Origin of the sequence: Methanomethylovorans sp., assembly GCF_041447285.1 — an archaeon.
GTDB lineage: Archaea > Halobacteriota > Methanosarcinia > Methanosarcinales > Methanosarcinaceae > Methanomethylovorans.
Genome location: NZ_JBGMEB010000005.1, coordinates 128717 through 147289 on the forward strand (window position 1 = coordinate 128717; position 18573 = coordinate 147289).

Here is an 18573-nt window from a genome sequence, read left to right on the forward strand (position 1 = left end):
TGAGCTCTCAGGTGCTATTTTTATTCTTAGCATCATGCATTCAGGTCATTGAAAAGATAAGATAATTGTTTTGTACTATTAACAACAATGTTCATAGTATGGCAGAGAGGATGGAGATCATGGATATATCGGATTTGCTGGCTAAGCACAAAGCAGATGGCTTTATGATTGTGGGTAATGCAGAAAATGCTGATTTTTTCTACGCCACAAATTTCTTTGTCTCGGATAAGTACACTTACATACAAACCTCGGGTAAAAAAGAGATATTATTAGTTTCAGAAATGGAAAAAGGGCGTGCTGAGCTTGAATCAAGGGTTAGTGATGTACGTACGTTGCAAGATTACAACTACAGGGAGAAGCTAAAACAACGGGGCGATTCATATCAGGCTTATGTAGATTGTATTGCTGAGATATTACAAAAAGAAGGTGTCCGAAAAATTGGAGTCCCTCGTGATTTTCCTTATCATACAGCTCAGACTCTGAAAGAGGAAGGCTTTACTATTGTTGATATGGAAAGCCCTTTCAAAAAATTAAGGTCTGTTAAAAGAGAAGATGAAATAGAGCACATAAGGTATGCTCAGACCTCATGTGAAAAAGCCATGGCTGCGGCTATTAATCTTATTCATAAGTCGGAGATCATTGATGGTAAACTGCTATCCAGGGGTTTTGAGCTCACTGCAGAGGATGTACGTAGAGAAATAGACCTTGCATTGCTGGAAGCAGGATGTGAAGCCGTTGGTACAATTGTAGCATGTGGTAAAAAAGCTTCGAACCCCCATTGGGAAGGAGAAGGCCCGCTTACTGCCAATGAACCAATAGTCATCGATATATTCCCTCGCAGCAAAAAATATCGGTACTTTGCTGATATGAGCCGTACAGTCCTAAAAGGGGAAGCGTCTCCTGAGCTTCAGAAAATGTATGATGCAGTTCTAGCAGCTCAAAAGGCAGCTATTGAGATGGTAAAACCAGGTGTACTCTGTAGTGATATCCACAATCGTGTATGTGAAGTACTTGAATCGCATGGTTTCAAAACACTTCGTGATGGTTCGAAAGTAGGTTTCATTCATTCCACAGGTCACGGTGTTGGTCTTGATATTCACGAAGCTCCCTATGTGGGTTCTCAGGCAATCCCTCTTGAGAAAGGGAATGTCATCACCATTGAACCTGGTTTGTACTATCCAGGTCAGGGTGGTATTCGTATAGAAGATCTGCTGTTAGTAACAGAAAATGGTTGTGAGAACCTTACATTGCTTGAAAAGAGATTTGTAGTATAAGTTTTTATTAAGGCATTAGTCAGTAGGTGTTTTATGATGGGTAAAATGCAGGAGGAAGTTCTGGAGAAATATCTCAAGGCAGGTGAGATTTTGTCCAGGGTAAGGAGTGAAGCAAAGGATAAGATCCAAGTAGGTTCAAGCTTGCTTGAGGTTGCTGAATTTGTGGAGAACAGGGCTATTGAGCTGGGAGCAGATGGTTCAGCTTTCCCGTGCAATATTTCACGTAATGATGAAGCTGCCCATGCTACGCCAATGGCAGGTGATGAGACGGTTTTTGGAGAAGATGTGGTGAAGCTTGACATTGGAGTGCACGTTGATGGTTATATTGCTGATTCTGCCATCACAGTGGATCTCACAGGGAAGCATGGGGATCTAGTCAAAGCTTCCGAAGCTGCCCTTTATGCCGCTATAGACATTGTGAAAAGTGGTGTAAATACTGCACAAATAGGCGGTGTGATTGAGGATACCATTGTAAATCTAGGCTTTAGACCAATTATAAATCTCACAGGTCATGGGGTTGCCAGATATATTGCTCACACTCATCCCAGCATACCTAACCGTCATATTGATCATGGTTCTGTGCTACAGGCAGGAGATGTAATAGCTATTGAACCCTTTGCTACAGACGGAGCAGGAAAAATAGTAGATGGTTCATGGTCGGAGATTTTCAGTGTTATAGGAAACAAACCAGTACGTTTGCCGGCTGCACGTAATCTATTGAAGGAAATAGAACCTTATCAAATGCTTCCGTTTGCTAAAAGATGGCTTAAGACCGAAAAGCTGGACTTCGCTCTGATGCAGCTTGCTAAATCAGGTGTAATTACTTCTTATCCGGTATTGAAAGAAGTTGCAGGTGGTATGGTCTCTCAGGCAGAACATACGCTGATAGTTACTGATGATGGTTGCAAGGTGACAACTCTTTAAAGGGTGATAATTTGAGGTCTTTACTTTTGGCACTTTCAGTGTTGCTTTTATTCATGGTGATCCCAGTGAATGCAGCATTCACCTGGGAAAACAATATTACTGTAGGGTATGACACTGTTCAGTGGAAGTATACGGAAACGTATACCGAAGGTAATGCCCTCATCTACAAAGACTACATTGATATGTCTTTAGGCAATCAGGATCACTTCATCAGCGCCTGGGAAATCCTTAAGGCAGATGTAAAGACCAGATCCACTTTAGAAAACTCTATCCATGAAAATATGGATGTGATCATAAATGGATCTTCCCAATCTGTAGTATTAACTGATGTGAACTCTTCGATGTCATCTGAATTATTAGGATCGGTAACACAGGTGGAAGAAATTAGAAATCTCTACATGACTAATTATCGTTTGGTAAATCCGTTATCAGGGCCAAGCGACAGTAGTATCAGTTTTACTGGTGAGAAAGGCACTTCTCTAGTTATCAATATGCCAAAAGGAGTATCTGTAAATTCTACTGAAGGGATAGATAATGTATCTATTAGTACTGATCAGGGATTCATTAAAATCCGGGGTGTTTTTGGTTCAACAGATAGAGCAACCGTTTATTTCCACCTGGATGAAATTGAAGGCATAGTTCCTCCAGTTGCGGGAGTCCCTGAAAATATCTCTGGTGAAAGTACTATTCCAATAGATGATAAAGAGAAAAACTCATCTCTTGCAGAAAGGATACTTCCCTATTTGGGGATGAATAATACTGACATTGATTAATATTATGATACGGACTATTTGATATTGGCAAGGTCACACATGATCATCGAACAAATAAAATTAAAGAGGGGCATTGCAATAGGCTTGAACTTTGAATTGCAGCATGCTTCCTTGCTTGTAGTAAAAGCTGATCTGGGCTTTGTGATGTGTGGTTATCTGGACATGGCCACAGCTGAGAAGCTGGGTGATGTGGCTGTACGGGTCTCAGGAGTAAATAACTTTGAAGATGTTCTCTTTGCTGAAGTGAGATCTGTCACTCCAAAAGCCAAAGAACTCGGTATTACTGTAGGCATGAAGGCTAGAGATGCCTTAGAGTTAATGTTCTGAAACAATTCCATTTTCTATACACTAAATTTATGGCTTAAATCTAGGTAAAGTTAAATACTGCGGACCTATTATTTACTCACTATTATATAATTATAAATCAGGAGATATCTCTTTGAGTTCGGAAAAAAGCTTTTTGAAAAATTATGCTCCAATTTTAGCAATGGCTGGCATCATATTAGCTGTCCAGTTCCTGGCTTTGATACTGGCACAACCTATGGATGCAGAAGGTATGCAGGCTTTTGAGAACCCGGACTCAACAGCCAATAGCTTGTATTATATTGTGATCATCCTTGTATTCACTTTTTTCTTGCTCATTGCATTGAAAAAGAATCTACAATGGGTCATACAGCTTGTAATACTACTGGCAGTAGCTTCTACTATCTATTATGTTTTCATAGCTTTATTATCTTCAGTAATAGATTCAAGCGGTATGATCAATGCTGTTTCTCTCTCCCTTTCGATAGGTTTGACGATTCTGCTCTACAAGTTTCCGGAATGGTATGTAATAAACACTGTAGGTCTTATTGTTGGAGCTGGAGCGAGTGCAATATTCGGTATTTCCCTTTCTATAGTGCCTGTACTGGTTCTTCTATCTCTGCTTGCTATCTATGATGCGATTTCTGTATACAAAACAAAGCATATGATAGATCTTGCTGAAGGTGTTATGGATCTTAGATTACCTATCCTTTTCATTATCCCAAAGAAACTGAGCTATTCTTTTATCAAGGACAGTTTCAAGAAAGAGGAAGGTGAAGAGAGAGAGGCATTTTTCATGGGTTTGGGAGATGCGGTAATGCCCACTATTCTGGTAGTCTCTGCAAATGTTTTCCTTGCAAAATATTCTCCTCTGCAGTTCTTCGGTATTTCATATCCTTCCATAGGCGCTATGATCGGTACGCTTGTAGGATACTCAGCTCTTATGGTATTTGTAATGAAAGGAAAACCTCAGGCTGGTCTTCCTTTCCTTAATACAGGTGTTATATTAGGGTATGCAGTCGGGGTATTAATTTCAGGCATACCCTTCTATTAAATTTTTAGAAGAAATTATCAGCGCTGTTCTGGCAGTTCAGAAGTAAAATTACAGAACATGCAAGAAGGATCTTTTCCGTTATCCGTAGATGCGAATTCAGAATCTATAGCACGTGTACCTTCTGCAAGTATTGATGCATTTGCCACAGTACTGCTGATAAGGATCGTATCAAATATTTCTTCTCTGCTAACTCCAAGCCTTTTGGCCGCCCTGATATGGGTTTTCAGGCAATGTCCACATTTGAGTGCAGAAGCCACAGCAATGCTTATAAGTTCTACTGTCTTTGGGTCCATGCGCTTGAACTCGCGCATAATGCTGTTTGTGTATATTGCTCTAGATATAAAAAGCTCCGGCATATCTTTAATAAAGTTTGTTATATAAGGTACTTCACCATACTGCTTTTTTATATCTTCCAAAAGCTTCTCTACAACTTCTTCAGGCTCTCCATCAAGCATCTCTCTTATTTTTTCTAGCTCCACGTTGTACCTCACATGTTATATTTCTATTCCGACTTCAGATTTCCTTTTAACCTTCACAAGTATGTAATTTTTCATTTTTGAAGGTGTAATGGTTGCAACGTCTACAAGGTGTATATTATCTTGAAGTTCCAGATTCTCTACTTTTTTATGGAAATCCGCATAAGGAAGCTTAATACGCAGTCCATCGAGTTGTAGTGTAAGTGGTGCAGGGGTGTAAACAGCTTCGATTTCAGGTATTTGTTCCTGAACCTCTTTCATTACTCTGGCAGGCATGACAGCGAGGGGATCTCTGGCAATATCTTCTCTCATCTTTTCCACGATCAACCCGACTTTCTCACTCATGGTATCAAGCCCTTCGAGTTCATCACTGTGTCGTAATCTGTGAGAGACCCTGCCTATGTTACCTATGTACATGTCGGCTCCCGGCACTTCTTCAGTCTTAAGATCCGGTCCTCCTGTGGCAATGATGGGTATCTTTATGCCTTCAAAGAGTTTTGGTTTCTTGTTTATAATACAGTCTCGAAAGGTTCCAAAAGAGAACAAGGCAATGTCATGCTCATTTATGAGTCTCCTCTCATAATCTGCAGAAAGTGCAACTCTTCGCCCCATTCCTCTGGCAAGGCCTATCATTGTGGTATTTGCCCCACTACGCCGCAGAAATTCAGCTATATCACAGGCGGAATGTGGCAGGTGATGAGATGCCAGTGTAGGTGAGACCACAGCTATTTCAGTTCCCGTCAAGGGAGCTCTGGAGATTTTTCCAAGTAACTCCTTAGCAAGCTGTTCTATAAGATGTACATCATCTCTGGGTACAAGCATTACAAGTGTTACTTCAGTGGCAGCCGGAGTTTTCTGGATAAGATATCCTCCCAAATCTTCCAATAGTTCCAAAAGAAGCGTGTGTTTGTATATGCCGCCTTCATATATGTAAGGTTCAAGCACTGCTGCCAAGAGCTTCTCCTCCTTTCATTTTTTCTAGCATCTCGTGTCCCTGCTGCACCCATTCAGGTTTCATTGCATCCTCAGATGCTACAAAAACAAATTCATTACCATTAAGGGAATGATAGCGTACTCTGAATCCTTCTGGTGTTCCTCTGATGGCCATTTCTACAAGTCTGGACAGCAGAGTGCGCTTTGGATCAAATATGATCATTTCTTTTATGTCCCCGATCTCATTGTCCATATTTTCCACGCTTACATTGATGGTCTTCCGATCCTGCTGGATAACTTTGCCACGCCCATATTTTGCCCAGAGCTTTTCCAATAGGTCAGGCAAATACTTCTCGTCACGCAGGATTATCTGTATCTCACTCCTGGTCACAGCTCCAATGTTAACATCTGCAAAATCCGATGTTTTTACCAGTGGAGGGCTACCCCTTAAAATAATTGCCATCTGGAAAAGAGAGTCTTCAGGCGTTATTACCACATAGATTCTACCTATTGAATTTCCAAGTGCAAGTTCAGACATTACATCTGAAAGAATGGACTTGTAAGCTTCGCCCTCTTCAGGTATTTTTGTTTCTACCTTGAAGGTCTCCAGAGGCTCCATAAGTATTATTCCTCCACAAATCCAGATGCTAGCAACGCACTCCCTACTGCACCTATAAGGTGGGAGTTTGCTGGTACCAGGACATCTATTTTTAGCAGCTTGCTCAAAGCCTTTGGAACTCCTTCTATCAGTGAAGATCCACCCACAAGGATTAGTGGTTCCTTTACATCAACTTCCTGCAATTGCTGCTCAAATATCTGTTCCACCACACTATGACATGCTGCAGCAGCAACATCCTCTGGTCTTGATCCCTTTGCCAGCGAGTTTACAAGTGACTGGATACCAAAGACAATACAGTAACTGTTCATCTCAACTTTTTCCTGCATACCTTTGACAGCCAGTGCTCCAAGTTCTGTGATATCGACACCAAGCCTCTTTGCAGTCATATCCAGGAAACGTCCCGAAGCACCTGCACAGATACCTCCCATTGTAAACATGCCGGGTATGCCGTCCTCCACAGAAATCGCCTTATTATCCATTCCTCCAATGTCAATAACAGTTGCCGAGCCCTTTTGTTTGTTTGCAAGGTATACGGCACCCTTAGAGTTGACCGTGATCTCTTCCTGGATAAGTTGTGCTTTAAAATGCTCTCCTACTAAAAATCTGCCATAGCCGGTTGTTCCCAGGGCTTGTATCTCCTCAGCCTTTACTCCCGCTTGTGCCAATGCCTGGTTGAAAGCCTCTGTAGCACTGTCAATAACCTTGATTGTAGGTACCCATCCCTGACCAATGATTTTGTCATCCCGCATTATTACAGCTTTTGTAGTAGTTGAGCCGGAATCAATACCTGCAGTAAGTCCAGTTTGATGTTCACGAGCCAGAAGGTGTTTTCTTCTTGCTATAGTGGTAAGTGCCTCCATCCTTGTCATAAGAGTAGCTGCAGTTGTCCTTTCCGTGAATGAATAACTGATAACAGGGACATTCGAATGTTTGTTTATGTATCTTCTTACTTCGTTCCTTACAATAGCAGCTTCGGCACATCTGAAACATGATGTAATGAACACACCATCCACGTCGGTAAGACCTTCTACAACTGCCTGGGCTCTTGCCATCATTAGGCGAAGGTCTGGACTTGCGGCCTCTATTCCAAACTCCCTTCCGATCGTATCAAGAGAAGCTATATCTATCTCAGGAAAAATTAGTTTTGCATTGACGCTGGAAGCTACTTTCTCCAGTTCTCCCTGGACGCCTGCATATTCAGAGCCGCATGATACCAGTGCTACTTTTACCTGCTTATCTTTGCTCATTCTTTATCCTCCACTGGTAAGGATTTCAGAAACTCGGCTATCTTATAGACAAATTCTTGTCCTTCCTCCTCACTTCTGGGATATTCCACTTCGAGGATCGAAATCTCTTTTTTACGTATCAGGTATTTGGTTAGCTCGTTAGTCCTGGCACATCCCATACATCCAAAGGCCATGGATGCTTCATTCACTATAATAGCAGCTTCTGCTTCATCTATCATGGGACCGACTATGGCCATCCTCCCTCTTACTCCTGCAGGTACTTCCACAGCTGCATACTTCAAACCCATTTTTGGTTCTTCAGCTGTTATATTAAGGGGTGGTGAATCTACTCCGACTGTATTTACTTTCTCTTTTATCTTTTCCATCATTGCAAGGGGTTTGTGACCAAAACGCTCTACAAGATCAGAAAGTATCAGGCTGTTAGTAGGATAGATGATAACTTTTACCATTATATTCCCTCATATATTAGATTCAATGATGTCCTTCAGCTTCTTTAATTCTATTTTTTCAGCATGATGTATCTCCGGAAGTGGAACCTGCTTATCATAAGCGTCAAGTGCTTTTCCTATCATAGGTAGCATCTGTACTTCTTCCCTCAGATAGTGAAAGCCTGGTCTGGGCCCACCGCCTCTTACGGCCCTGCATCTTCTTTCATCTCCCGGATGAAATCCACGCTCTTTCACGAAGATATGATTCCTATCCATAGACCTAAGTTCATTAACAACCCGATCCACAGCAATTCTAGGGCCTGTGACCATTGTTCCAAAGCATGTCTCTTTGATCGTTATGGCAGTTTCGGACTCATAAACTTTCATCGCTGCGTCTATGGGAAGAACGCTGTCAGAACTTATGACCACTATTTTGGTAATCTCATCTTTCCCATTATCCATGCTTTTCACTCCCGGTTGCGTTCAATAACATAGATCTTATCTCCTTCCTTGAAATGCTGGAGTTTTTCCATATCAAGGATGCGTCCGATGATATTTGTGCTTATGAACTTCTCTCCAGTGGGTCCGAAAAGATCATCTTCTTTTGTCTTGACACCTACCATTCCTGCCCTTTTAGCTGCCTGATTAGTTACACCTATCTCTCCAGCTGCAACTTTTGTCTTTGGCGTGTTTTCCGGCAGGATTTCCTTATATTTCTCAGCAGGTTTTTCAGCTTTGAATATGTAGGTGTTCTCATACATCATTATCAAAGGCAACACTCCAACGGGTCTGAACTGCAGCCCGATAGCATGCCTGAAGAAGTCCAATGTTATGGGTGCATCATCATCATACAACTCAATACTCACTATTTTTGAATCATCAACGCCTGTAGCTCTTACAGTACCTTCTTGCAGTATCTCAATGGTAGCATCGGGATCCTGGGCTACTATCAGTGCTTCATCATTTGTGTCTCCTTCACGAATGAGCTTTACACCATATAGGGCCATCTCTTCTTCAGCTTCCGGGAAACTCTTGCCATGCAACATTATTTGTGGCGGTGTGGTCCGTACCAGGAGCTTGTGCCCGGTTTCCGCCATTTTCACCAGTTCCATGCCCTGGTCTACATGTCCTATCACAGAATGCAGAATGCTGGCTGTTCTATCATCGGTAGAGATAAATGCCTTTCCTGCCCCATATCCTACTGTACGCAGGAATACAGTCCCTCTTGTTCGTGGTTCATAGTTTTCATATGCAGGCAGCTCTCCATGGAGTATATGGTCTGATATAAACGAGCTTGAAACCATATCCACTTTGAAACTTCCATTTCTTATCAGTGCAAAAAAATGCTCTGCTCCGAGGGGAGATTCAGGAGACATTACCACATCCAGATATGTGAATACTTTTTCTTCATTTTCCAGGGGTGTTGCAAGGTCAGTAGTAAGAAGGTGCTCGCCTGTTTGTTTCCATGATATTACAGGCTTAATCTCAATTATGCTGTCTTTCTTTCCCAGATTGTCCAACACTCTTTTTCCACTAACGACCTTTCCAAAAGCTCCTTCTTGGGGATCCCCATATTCAGCGGAGTGTCTATCCTTAGATATTATTATGTGTGTGTTGCGGGGATCTCCACCGCCCGCAGCAAAAAGCACTTCATATTCTTTATAAGTTCCTGCCTCTCTTTTAGGAGCAATGTCGCTTAAAAAGGGGCCGAATGCAACTGCATCTCTGCTGGACCATCTGAGAGGTATATCTCTATATTCATTGGATTTCTCTATCCATCGTTTTTTTGATGGAGAATCTGTTGCAAAGAGCTCTATCGTAAACTCTCCGGCAGTTGTAATTATCTGATACTCTGTCACATTTTCTTCTTGCTTGGTATCGGATTTCTTAAGAATCCCTATTGAATTACCCTCTTTATAAGGGGCATTAGATGCCAGAATGGCATCCCTGAGGGTAGCTCTCTCAGGTAATTCTAATTTTACATAATTTACCTCTACAGTTATCATGCCATCCACGTCTAACACCTCTTCTATTCTCTTTTATTTAACAGATTCAGCTTCTGTGCGCTCAGCTTCTGTAAGTTGGGATATTACTTTCTTTGGCTCTCCAATATCAACTATCTCGCCATTTCTCATGAGTGCCACTCTATCACATATATCCTCAAGGAAGTCCATGTCATGTGACACGATTATGAATGTATTACCTAGTTCCTCACGTGCCTTAAGAATGGAATTCGTGACATCTTTCTTAGTAATGGGATCCATAGTACCAGTGGGCTCGTCCATTACTATTATATTCGGCTCTTTCATTAATATCTGAGCAAGTGCCACTCTATGCCTCTCTCCCTCACTAAGCTCATCAGGCATTTTGGCTAAGATAGATCTTGCCTTTTCCTCTGTAAATCCTGTAGTTTTCAAAGTAATGATGGCTTTCCTTACAGCAAGTTCATAGGGAAGATCTATTCCAATTGACTCCGTAAGGTTATCTATAACATTGCGGTGTATGTAGAGGCTATATTCCTGGTGCAATATGCCCATATACTGAACTGCCCGCCCTCTGCATTCAGGACCTGGCTTTTTCATATCTATCCATTCTTCCCCTACTCGTGTCATCACTTCGCCACTTGTAGGCTGAACTATTCCCATGAGTATTTCGGAAGTAGTGGTTTTTCCGGCGCCGCTGACTCCGGCAAGACCAAATATCTCGCTTTCCTTTACTTCAAAAGAAATATCGCTTACCGCATTGACGACTCCTCTTGTGACAGATATATACTTCTTTCTGAGATTTTGAACCTTTATTATGGGGTTTCCAAGAGCAATATCTGTTTTCTTTTCAATTGCACAAGCCATTCCTGTGAATTGTTTTGCCATATCGCATGGGTTGCCTTCAGCAACTATAGCTCCGTCCTCAAGGATAATTGCTCTGTCTGCAATATCCTCTACTACTTCGGACCAGTGAGAGGTTATGACCATCGTCATATTGTAATCCTTAACTGCCCGCTCAATGACATTGTGCACTACCTTTGCAGTCCGTGGATCCAGTGTACCTGTAGGTTCATCAGCAAGCAATAGCATGGGGTTTCTTACTAACTGGCGGGCCAATACTACTCTTTGTTTTTCTCCACCACTCAGGTCACGTGCTATATGCATCATCCTATGTGAAAGCTGTACTTTTTCCAGCAGCTCCATAGCTTTTGATGTCACGTCTTCATCTTGGTGCCCAATCTCTGTAAGGGAATTTACAACATTGGTGATGACTTTTTCATCACCATACAATGCAAACGTACGTTGGAGCATTATAGCTATTCTTTTAGTGATTTCCCTTCTCTTTTGATCGTGTATGGACGTCTCTATAAAATCAGCTTCAAAGGGTACTAGTTTTTCTCCGGCACATGATGTGCATTCTTGTCCAATCCTGCTTGGGGGTTCTATATGACCACATTTTTCACAGCGTGCTAAATGGTATATTACTTGTCCGCTAATACTTTCATATTCCTCGACACCACGAAGAACGTGCATCAATACAGTTTTGCCTGCTCCGCTTCTTCCCAATATGCCGATGACTTCTCCTTCATTTATAGTAAGATTTATGTCCTTCAGAACTTGAACACCGTCAAAGTCCAGATTAAGGTTTTTGACCTCGATGAGCGCTGTCATTTATGTTCCTCCGTTTATGTGCCGGCTGGAATTATTTGAATCTTGTTTACCAGTCAAATTACTTAATGGTATTGTGTGGTATGTACAAAACTACTAACAACTTCTGCCAGGCATTTGCGATTGTTTCTTAAATTCCCTTTTTGTAGAGTATCATCAGCATTATGTAAAATTATACATAAACGTAACGCATATTGTTTTCACTGTTAACAATAAAAAGCTGTCCCATGTTCTTTCATGTGATCTGCGGTATTTAAGGAGTCCACAATATCTATTACCTCAATTATATCATTTATAACCAGGTCAGCAGTTTCTAGTAATTTCTGTGGTCTTTTATCGCCTTGCTGAACTGTAACGATCCCTATATCTGCAACTTGTAGAGCCCTGATGTCGTTCATTCCGTCCCCTACCATAAGTACTCTATTATATTTTCTTTTGAGGTCAAGTACTATTTTTGCTTTGTCTTCAGTAGTTGCAATATCAAAGACATTTTTAATTGGGATTCGGAGCTTTTCAGCTATTCCTTTCAGCGAGCGCATAGTATCTCCGGAAGCTATATATGTGTCAATTCCTCTACATTGCAATAGTTCAAAAGTTTTACTTGTGTTTGAGTATAATTTTCCTGCAGTACTAAGCACATAAGGAATGAGTTGTGTTTCCTTGTCTACTATCAGGGCTGCAGCCATATAATATCTCTCGGGACAATGTTGATATGCTACAGAGAGCACGTCTGTCACATCTTTTACTGCAACTTTTTCTTTATTGATTATTTTCATAGCTTCCAGTGGACTCACTGGTCCGCTCGAGCAACTGATATCTATTTTTAGGTCATTGTCAGCGATGAATTTTCCGATCTCTGTTCCAGGGTCTGCATTTTTCAACATATGTGGTTCTGCATGCATCACTACAAGAGCTCTTCCTGCTTTCTCTGCGACCAGCATAGTACTTTCAATATCTTCAAGAAAGTTGCCAGTTGCTGTTTCTTTTGCTACACGGTACATACGAAGCAGTGTTCCTGCGCTATCGAAAACCACTGCTAGATTCTTTTTCATAAGGCGGGGTTATTCTTCATAGTATTTATTGTTATTCTGTTCTTGTTTATGGGTCAATTAACTATTTGTATCGTGGGAAGCATGTTTACATGGTGTCTAATGTCTCAAACACGTCACTTCTGCATATGGCAGTTATTAATGATCTGTTTATTTATTTCAGCAGGGATTCAGGGTGTATATGCTCTGGAAGATACTGACTACCCTGTTCTTGTTTCTATGCCATGGGATCATTCCCCAGTGACAGTTTATATTGATGAGGTCAATGTTCCTGAACATTATAGTCCTACATATAGTGAACAAGTGAAATTAGCTATGGAATACTGGGAAAATGGTGGCAATGGCCATTTGGGATACGATCCAGAATTTAAGCTGGTAGATACTGAGAGTGAGGCTGATATCTACTTAATGTGGGTCGAGAACTTGGAAAAGAACACAGGGGCTGGAAATGGAGTTGCAGGTTTTACAAGGCCTTATGAAGTAAATGGTAAGTATGTACGAGTGGATATAGTACTAGAGGTGGGTGATTACCAGGGTTATGCATGGAGGCAATATGGCGATGCCAATATGCGTGAAGTGGCAAAGCACGAACTGGGGCATGCTCTGGGTCTTGGTCACAGTACAGATAGACGCGATATTATGTATCCAACATATGATCAAAAAGACAATGTCAATCCAATACTTGTGGAGAAGACAAGGCCTTTTATTTATTTTGCTGTCATTGCCTGCTTATTTATAATATCCTTCTCTGGCATTAACTGGTTACGATATCGTGGAAAAAGACGGTCTCTTGAAAACAAACTTTTTGGGGATAAAAATGGAAGATCTTGAGAGATTGTGCCAGGAAATGTTAAAATACCTTAAAGGTGAGCATGTAGATTTTTCTTGGTGTAAGGTAGATCTTTCAAGTTTCACAGATTTTGAGAGGAATGTGCTTGAACAGACAAGGAAGATACCTTATGGTCATACAATGACCTATGGAGAACTGGCTGCAGTTATAGGCAGAAAAGGAGCTTCCAGGGCTGTAGGGAGTGCCCTTTCAAAAAATCCATATCCTATCATTATTCCATGCCACAGGGTTATATCAAGCAATGGAATGGGCGGTTTCTGCGGAAGCAAGGATTCTGAAAGCTTGTCAGTGAAGCGTAAACTCCTGATACTTGAAGGCGTTAAAATATGAAGGTGAAGAAGAATGTTTGGATGGACTGGAAGAACAATTATTGTTGATCTTAGTTCTCACTCGATCACGGAGTCAAGGACGGGTGCAAAGCAAGCAAGGGAGTATCTGGGTGGCAGGGGATTAGGTATAAAACTAATGTCTGAACTTGCAAATCCAACTGTGGATCCATTCTCATCTGACAATATTCTGGTTTTTGCTACAGGTCCGTTAACGGGAACAACAGTTCCCATGTCCGGGCATTATTCCATTATCACAAAATCTCCTCTTACTTACACAATATTCGATTCCAATGCCGGTGGACACTTTGCAAAGTCGATGAAATCTGCAGGAATAGATGCTTTGGTCATTACTGGAAGGTCCGAAATTCCTGTATATTTATCCATCTACGATGAAGATGTGGATATTGTAGATGCCGATCATCTATGGGGAAAAGACACAAGGGAGACTACATCTGTATTAAAAGAAAAAGGTAATGTGGCATGTATCGGGAGAGCAGGTGAAAAGAAAGTACGCGTCGCAAACTTTGTGAACGATAATCTTTATTCCAGTGGTAGGGGTGGTCATGGGGCAGTTGCAGGTTCCAAGAACCTGAAGGCTGTAGTTGTAAAGGGTACAAATGATACTCTTATAGCAGAACCAGAATATCTTGATAAGGCAGTATTTAATTCTCAGCGGCTACTGCAGTCAAATCCTGTTACTTCCAAAGGTTTGTCTGTTTATGGTACTTCTGTAATGGTAAATGTCTTGGACCATTTAGATATTCTTCCAGCAATGAATTTCAGAGAGAAGTTCCAAGATGCTGGCAGCATTTCGGCAGAAAAATTATCACAAACCTATGAATCTACAAAAACACCATGTGATGCTTGTCCTCTGGGATGCAGGAGAGTTCTGGAAAATGGCAGTCCTTTGCCCGATTATGATGCTTTATGGGCTTTTGGTCCGGCTGTGGGCAATAGTGACCTTGAATCTATTGTCAAAGCCAACGATCTTTGTTATCTTGATGGTGTAGATCCAATTTCATGTGGAGCTACTATCGCATCTTATCTTGAAAACTCAGGGCAGGTGCCAGATCCTTCAATGCTCGTGCAAAAAGTTTCTGAAATCTCTCAAGGTAGCAGTTTACTAGGTAATGGTTCTTTATCAGTTCTGAGCGATCAGGGTAAAAAAGATCTAAGTATGACTTCAAAAGGTTTGGAAATTCCCGGCTACGACCCAAGAGGCATTTTAGGACTTGCTCTGGCATATGCTACTTCTAACAGAGGTGCATGCTATCAAAGTGCATTTATGATAGCTCCGGAGGTACTGGGCAAACCGATTATGCTTGACAGGCTTGTATTGAATGGTAAACCTAGCTTTGTTAAGCTGTACCAGGACTTTGCAGCAGTTTTAGATTCTGCTGTCATGTGTCCATTTGCAAGTTTTGCTTTGAGTGAGAATGACATAGCTACCTTGCTGAGTGCTGTAACCGGCATATCATATTCTTCTCAGGACTTATTGAACGTAGGCGAAAGGATATGGAACCTTGAGCGATTGTTCAACCTTCAAGCTGGTTTTACATGCAATGATGATACTTTGCCTCAAAGGATGTTTTCAAGTGATGGTATTCCTGAAGCTGAATTCAAAAGATCTATTATCGATTACTATCGGCTAAGAGGATGGGATGATTTTGGTGTTCCTCATACGGACAAGCTCAAGCAACTTGGGATAACGACTTAAAGCAATTATTTAATCATCTGCCACACTGAATCTTTTATATAGGATTCTTTCTATTATATTATGTAAATGCTTCTTATATAGATAACTTGATATATGGAATGGTAAATTATTACCCGTCATATTCAACGTTTGATCGCTTATTTAATAAACCGATTTAATAGATCGTTCCGGAGAATTCATAAATGAAACAGCAAGTAGAGGTTAAAGAACTTAAAGAGGGTAAATACGTTCTAATAGATGAAGAGCCCTGTGTAATTAAGAGTATTTCTAAATCTAAGCCAGGTAAGCATGGTTCAGCGAAAGCAAGGATCGATGCCATTGGAATTTTTGATAATCAGAAAAGGTCCATTGTAGGGCCTGTATCTGATAAGATATATGTCCCCTTGGTTGAAAGGAAGAGCGCTCAGGTTATTGCCATAGCAGGCGATGTCGCTCAGCTTATGGACATGGCTGATTACTCAACTTTCGAGCTCCCTATAGTTGAAGAATACAAGGAAAGAGTGAAGGAAGGGGAAGAAATAACTTATCTTATGGCTATGGGCAAGATGAGAATCGATATGAGGTAATTCCTACCTCATATATTCCATAAAATAATTTTTACTATTTTAGGTCAATGTTCCACGATCTTTGTATGATGGATTCTCTGTCAGATTATTCATCTGCCAGGTATGTTATCTTTGGTGTGCCCTTTGATGGTACGTCATCTTTTCGTGCAGGCAGCAGGTGGGCTCCTGATGCTATGCGCAAGGCATCTGCTAATTTCGAGACCTATAATGCATACTTTGACATTGATTTCGAGGATCTGTTGATCCATGATGCAGGTAACTTCGAGCCATACTCAGACCTTAACCTAACTCTTGAAGAACTTTTTTTTGCAGTGGAACCTATTGTCAAAGATGGAAAGCTTCCTATTATGATGGGTGGAGAACACTCTCTTTCTTATCCATGTGTAAAGGCATGTGCTAAGCATGCCAAAGAGGATATTGGTTTTGTAGTTATGGATGCCCATTTTGATCTGCGTGAGGAATATGGCGGTGTAAAATTCAACCATGCCTGTGTTTCCAGACATATACTAAATGATATAACTGACAAGTATGTGACCATTGGTGTGCGCAGCGGCCCAAGGGAAGAATGGGAGTTTGCAAAAGACAATGGTATATGCTATTATACTCCGGATACTTTAAGGGAAAAAGGTGTAAAAGCAGTTCTTGCTGAAGCACTCAACCACCTTGACTGTGACAAGATATATCTGTCACTGGATATGGATGCTCTGGATCCATCATTTGCTCCAGGTCTTGGAACTCCTGAGCCCTTCGGTCTTACTGATATAGAAGTTAGAGATATCATCCGTTCTCTTGCTCCAATGTCGATTGGTTTTGATGTTGTGGAGATCTCTCCAGAGTACGATGGAGGACAAACTGCCCTTCTGGGTACTAAATTACTTCGCGAATTCATCGCAGCACATGCTGCAGCTAATAGATGATTTTTAGCAAATATTGTCAATAATAATTGTATATCTTTTTTAACTATTGTCTATGTATCTTTATTTCCATCTATTCGATGTGTGGCGATGAACTCTGTTCTAGGGGTTAAATATTTACTCTTTCCTGTCATAAAGTAATGGATTATGAACGAAGAAGTTGAAGTTGTATGTCCTTCCTGCTCACCACGTCATCAGGTGTTGCATGAAATCCTAAAATCAGGTGTTAATCCTGTGGTGAAATGTTTAGAATGCGGCTCAGTTCACCCCACTGTAATAGAAACTCCTAAGATAATTGATGTCAAAGTTATCGTGAGCAGGGGAGAAGCTTCTTTCCCACTGCATACCTCCCTGCAAGCTGATGATATTATTCGCGTTGGCGATGAGATGTTTATTGATGATGAATCATCCGATGAGGTATATCCGGTAGTAATTACAGCCATAGAGTCGGGTCAAAAAAGGCCTGAAGTGGCCAAAGTTGCAGATATAAATTCTCTTTGGGGTAGGGCCATAGACGAAGTATGTGTAAAGATAGCAATTCATGAGGGAACTACCACCAGGTCAGTTATAAAGCAGGTTCCAGGTGGTTATCAATTCACCATTGGCTCTAATGAAAAAGCTGGCTCTGATGAATTTAAGATCATAAAAATTAAGGTAAGAGATGGCAGTTTCAAATCCCGTGAAGGTATTGTCATAGAAGCAAAGAATATAACACGCATCTTCGCAAACCCTGTCCATAGAAGAGCATGGGGAAGTGGTACATCATGGAGTTCGCGAAGGAGAGAGAAGAGCTGGTAGCTCATCTGAAGGTCCATGGTTTAAGTGAAAAAGTCATCCGATCAATGCTTAATGTACCCAGGCATCTTTTTGTTCCTGCTGCATACATGTCAAGTGCTTATGTGGACACGCCGCTCAGTATTGGATACGGGCAAACCATATCGGCACCTCACATGGTCGCTATCATGTGCAACTTGCTTGACTTGCAGACAGGTCATAAAGTTCTGGAAGTGGGTACTGGCTCTGGGTATAATGCGGCAGTTTTGGCTGAACTCATTGGCAGTTCAGGTACAGTTTATTCTACTGAAAGAATACCTGAACTTGTAAAATCATCGGAAAGTAATCTTAAAACGGCTGGATATCATAACGTGAAGGTTTTTCTTTCAGATGGGTCTATAGGATTGCCTGAGTACGCGCCTTATGACAGGATATGTGTTACAGCATCAGCACCCTCTGTTCCTGAGCCTTTGGTGCAGCAGCTTAAAGCCGGGGGGAAAATGGTCATTCCTGTTGGCGAAACGTTTCAGTCCCTTTACCTTATCACTAAGAAAGGTGATGGTACTGTGGTCAGTAAAGACTGGGGAGGAGTAGTTTTTGTTCCTCTTATTGGAAAGTATGGTTTTCATTTCGGCTCAAAGCCTTAAGGCATTAGTGGGCGTTACTCATAATAAAATAGGGAATGTGTTT

Annotated in this window: 21 protein-coding genes; 12 read left to right on the forward strand and 9 right to left on the reverse strand. The window is 41.3% G+C overall.

Annotation, left to right across the window (positions count from 1 at the left end; all coding sequences use genetic code 11):
* The first annotated feature begins 98 nt into the window (after positions 1 to 98).
* The 5 genes from ACC612_RS02385 (at position 99) to ACC612_RS02405 (ending at position 4328) form a co-directional block, all read left to right on the forward strand.
* Positions 99 to 1274 (forward strand): M24 family metallopeptidase, encoded by a 1176-nt coding sequence (locus ACC612_RS02385; protein ID WP_371852868.1) that lies wholly within the window; start codon positions 99 to 101, stop codon positions 1272 to 1274.
* A gap of 33 nt (positions 1275 to 1307) precedes the next feature.
* A complete protein-coding gene (gene map, locus ACC612_RS02390) occupies positions 1308 to 2198 on the forward strand; it encodes a type II methionyl aminopeptidase (protein WP_371852869.1) in 891 nt (296 codons plus the stop codon).
* A gap of 11 nt (positions 2199 to 2209) precedes the next feature.
* On the forward strand, positions 2210 to 2971 hold the full coding sequence (locus ACC612_RS02395; protein ID WP_371852870.1) for a hypothetical protein: 762 nt from the start codon (positions 2210 to 2212) through the stop codon (positions 2969 to 2971).
* Positions 2972 to 2995: 24 nt separating this feature from the next.
* Positions 2996 to 3298, forward strand: a complete 303-nt coding sequence (locus tag ACC612_RS02400) for a YunC family protein (protein WP_371852871.1) — start codon at positions 2996 to 2998, stop codon at positions 3296 to 3298.
* Positions 3299 to 3410: 112 nt separating this feature from the next.
* Positions 3411 to 4328 carry a presenilin family intramembrane aspartyl protease PSH gene (locus ACC612_RS02405; RefSeq protein WP_371852872.1) on the forward strand — a complete coding sequence of 306 codons (918 nt, stop codon included), beginning with the start codon at positions 3411 to 3413 and terminating at the stop codon, positions 4326 to 4328.
* Between the two features lie 17 nt (positions 4329 to 4345).
* Here the strand turns inward: ACC612_RS02405 and ACC612_RS02410 are convergent, their stop codons facing one another.
* The 9 genes from ACC612_RS02410 to ACC612_RS02450 form a co-directional block, all read right to left on the reverse strand.
* Entirely contained in the window at positions 4346 to 4807 is a 462-nt protein-coding gene (locus tag ACC612_RS02410; protein ID WP_371852873.1) for a carboxymuconolactone decarboxylase family protein, read from the reverse strand.
* Between the two features lie 15 nt (positions 4808 to 4822).
* Positions 4823 to 5758 carry a methanogenesis marker 7 protein gene (locus ACC612_RS02415; protein WP_371852874.1) on the reverse strand — a complete coding sequence of 312 codons (936 nt, stop codon included), beginning with the start codon at positions 5756 to 5758 and terminating at the stop codon, positions 4823 to 4825.
* The gene (locus ACC612_RS02420) at positions 5742 to 6356 is read right to left on the reverse strand and encodes a methanogenesis marker 17 protein (protein WP_371852875.1); all 615 of its coding nucleotides are present in this window, start codon (positions 6354 to 6356) and stop codon (positions 5742 to 5744) included. The genes ACC612_RS02415 and ACC612_RS02420 overlap by 17 nt, the downstream gene beginning before the upstream one ends.
* A 5-nt stretch (positions 6357 to 6361) precedes the next feature.
* On the reverse strand, positions 6362 to 7603 hold the full coding sequence (locus ACC612_RS02425) for a methanogenesis marker 15 protein (RefSeq protein WP_371852876.1): 1242 nt from the start codon (positions 7601 to 7603) through the stop codon (positions 6362 to 6364).
* The gene (locus tag ACC612_RS02430) at positions 7600 to 8052 is read right to left on the reverse strand and encodes a methanogenesis marker 5 protein (RefSeq protein ID WP_371852877.1); all 453 of its coding nucleotides are present in this window, start codon (positions 8050 to 8052) and stop codon (positions 7600 to 7602) included. The genes ACC612_RS02425 and ACC612_RS02430 overlap by 4 nt, the downstream gene beginning before the upstream one ends.
* A 9-nt stretch (positions 8053 to 8061) precedes the next feature.
* Complete coding sequence (locus ACC612_RS02435) at positions 8062 to 8493, reverse strand: methanogenesis marker 6 protein (RefSeq protein ID WP_371852878.1); 432 nt, start codon at positions 8491 to 8493, stop codon at positions 8062 to 8064.
* 5 nt (positions 8494 to 8498) lie between these two features.
* Positions 8499 to 10037 (reverse strand): methanogenesis marker 3 protein, encoded by a 1539-nt coding sequence (locus ACC612_RS02440; protein WP_371852945.1) that lies wholly within the window; start codon positions 10035 to 10037, stop codon positions 8499 to 8501.
* Positions 10038 to 10070: 33 nt separating this feature from the next.
* Positions 10071 to 11687, reverse strand: a complete 1617-nt coding sequence (atwA, locus tag ACC612_RS02445; RefSeq protein ID WP_371852879.1) for a methyl coenzyme M reductase system, component A2 — start codon at positions 11685 to 11687, stop codon at positions 10071 to 10073.
* Positions 11688 to 11890: 203 nt separating this feature from the next.
* Positions 11891 to 12736, reverse strand: a complete 846-nt coding sequence (locus ACC612_RS02450) for an HAD family hydrolase (protein WP_371852880.1) — start codon at positions 12734 to 12736, stop codon at positions 11891 to 11893.
* 138 nt (positions 12737 to 12874) lie between these two features.
* On the opposite strand from ACC612_RS02450, the gene ACC612_RS02455 reads away from it, so the two are divergent.
* From ACC612_RS02455 to ACC612_RS02485, 7 genes are all read left to right on the forward strand, one after another.
* Positions 12875 to 13564 (forward strand): matrixin family metalloprotease, encoded by a 690-nt coding sequence (locus ACC612_RS02455; protein WP_371852881.1) that lies wholly within the window; start codon positions 12875 to 12877, stop codon positions 13562 to 13564.
* Entirely contained in the window at positions 13551 to 13913 is a 363-nt protein-coding gene (locus ACC612_RS02460; protein WP_371852882.1) for a methylated-DNA--[protein]-cysteine S-methyltransferase, read from the forward strand. Before ACC612_RS02455 ends, ACC612_RS02460 begins: the two co-directional genes overlap by 14 nt.
* A gap of 12 nt (positions 13914 to 13925) precedes the next feature.
* The gene (locus ACC612_RS02465; protein ID WP_371852883.1) at positions 13926 to 15629 is read left to right on the forward strand and encodes an aldehyde ferredoxin oxidoreductase family protein; all 1704 of its coding nucleotides are present in this window, start codon (positions 13926 to 13928) and stop codon (positions 15627 to 15629) included.
* Between the two features lie 182 nt (positions 15630 to 15811).
* A complete protein-coding gene (locus tag ACC612_RS02470; protein ID WP_371852884.1) occupies positions 15812 to 16195 on the forward strand; it encodes a translation initiation factor IF-5A in 384 nt (127 codons plus the stop codon).
* A gap of 47 nt (positions 16196 to 16242) precedes the next feature.
* On the forward strand, positions 16243 to 17112 hold the full coding sequence (speB, locus tag ACC612_RS02475) for an agmatinase (RefSeq protein WP_371852885.1): 870 nt from the start codon (positions 16243 to 16245) through the stop codon (positions 17110 to 17112).
* A gap of 144 nt (positions 17113 to 17256) precedes the next feature.
* Positions 17257 to 17907, forward strand: a complete 651-nt coding sequence (locus tag ACC612_RS02480; RefSeq protein WP_371852886.1) for an HVO_0476 family zinc finger protein — start codon at positions 17257 to 17259, stop codon at positions 17905 to 17907.
* Positions 17874 to 18530 (forward strand): protein-L-isoaspartate O-methyltransferase, encoded by a 657-nt coding sequence (locus tag ACC612_RS02485; RefSeq protein WP_371852887.1) that lies wholly within the window; start codon positions 17874 to 17876, stop codon positions 18528 to 18530. Before ACC612_RS02480 ends, ACC612_RS02485 begins: the two co-directional genes overlap by 34 nt.
* Positions 18531 to 18573 lie beyond the last annotated feature (43 nt).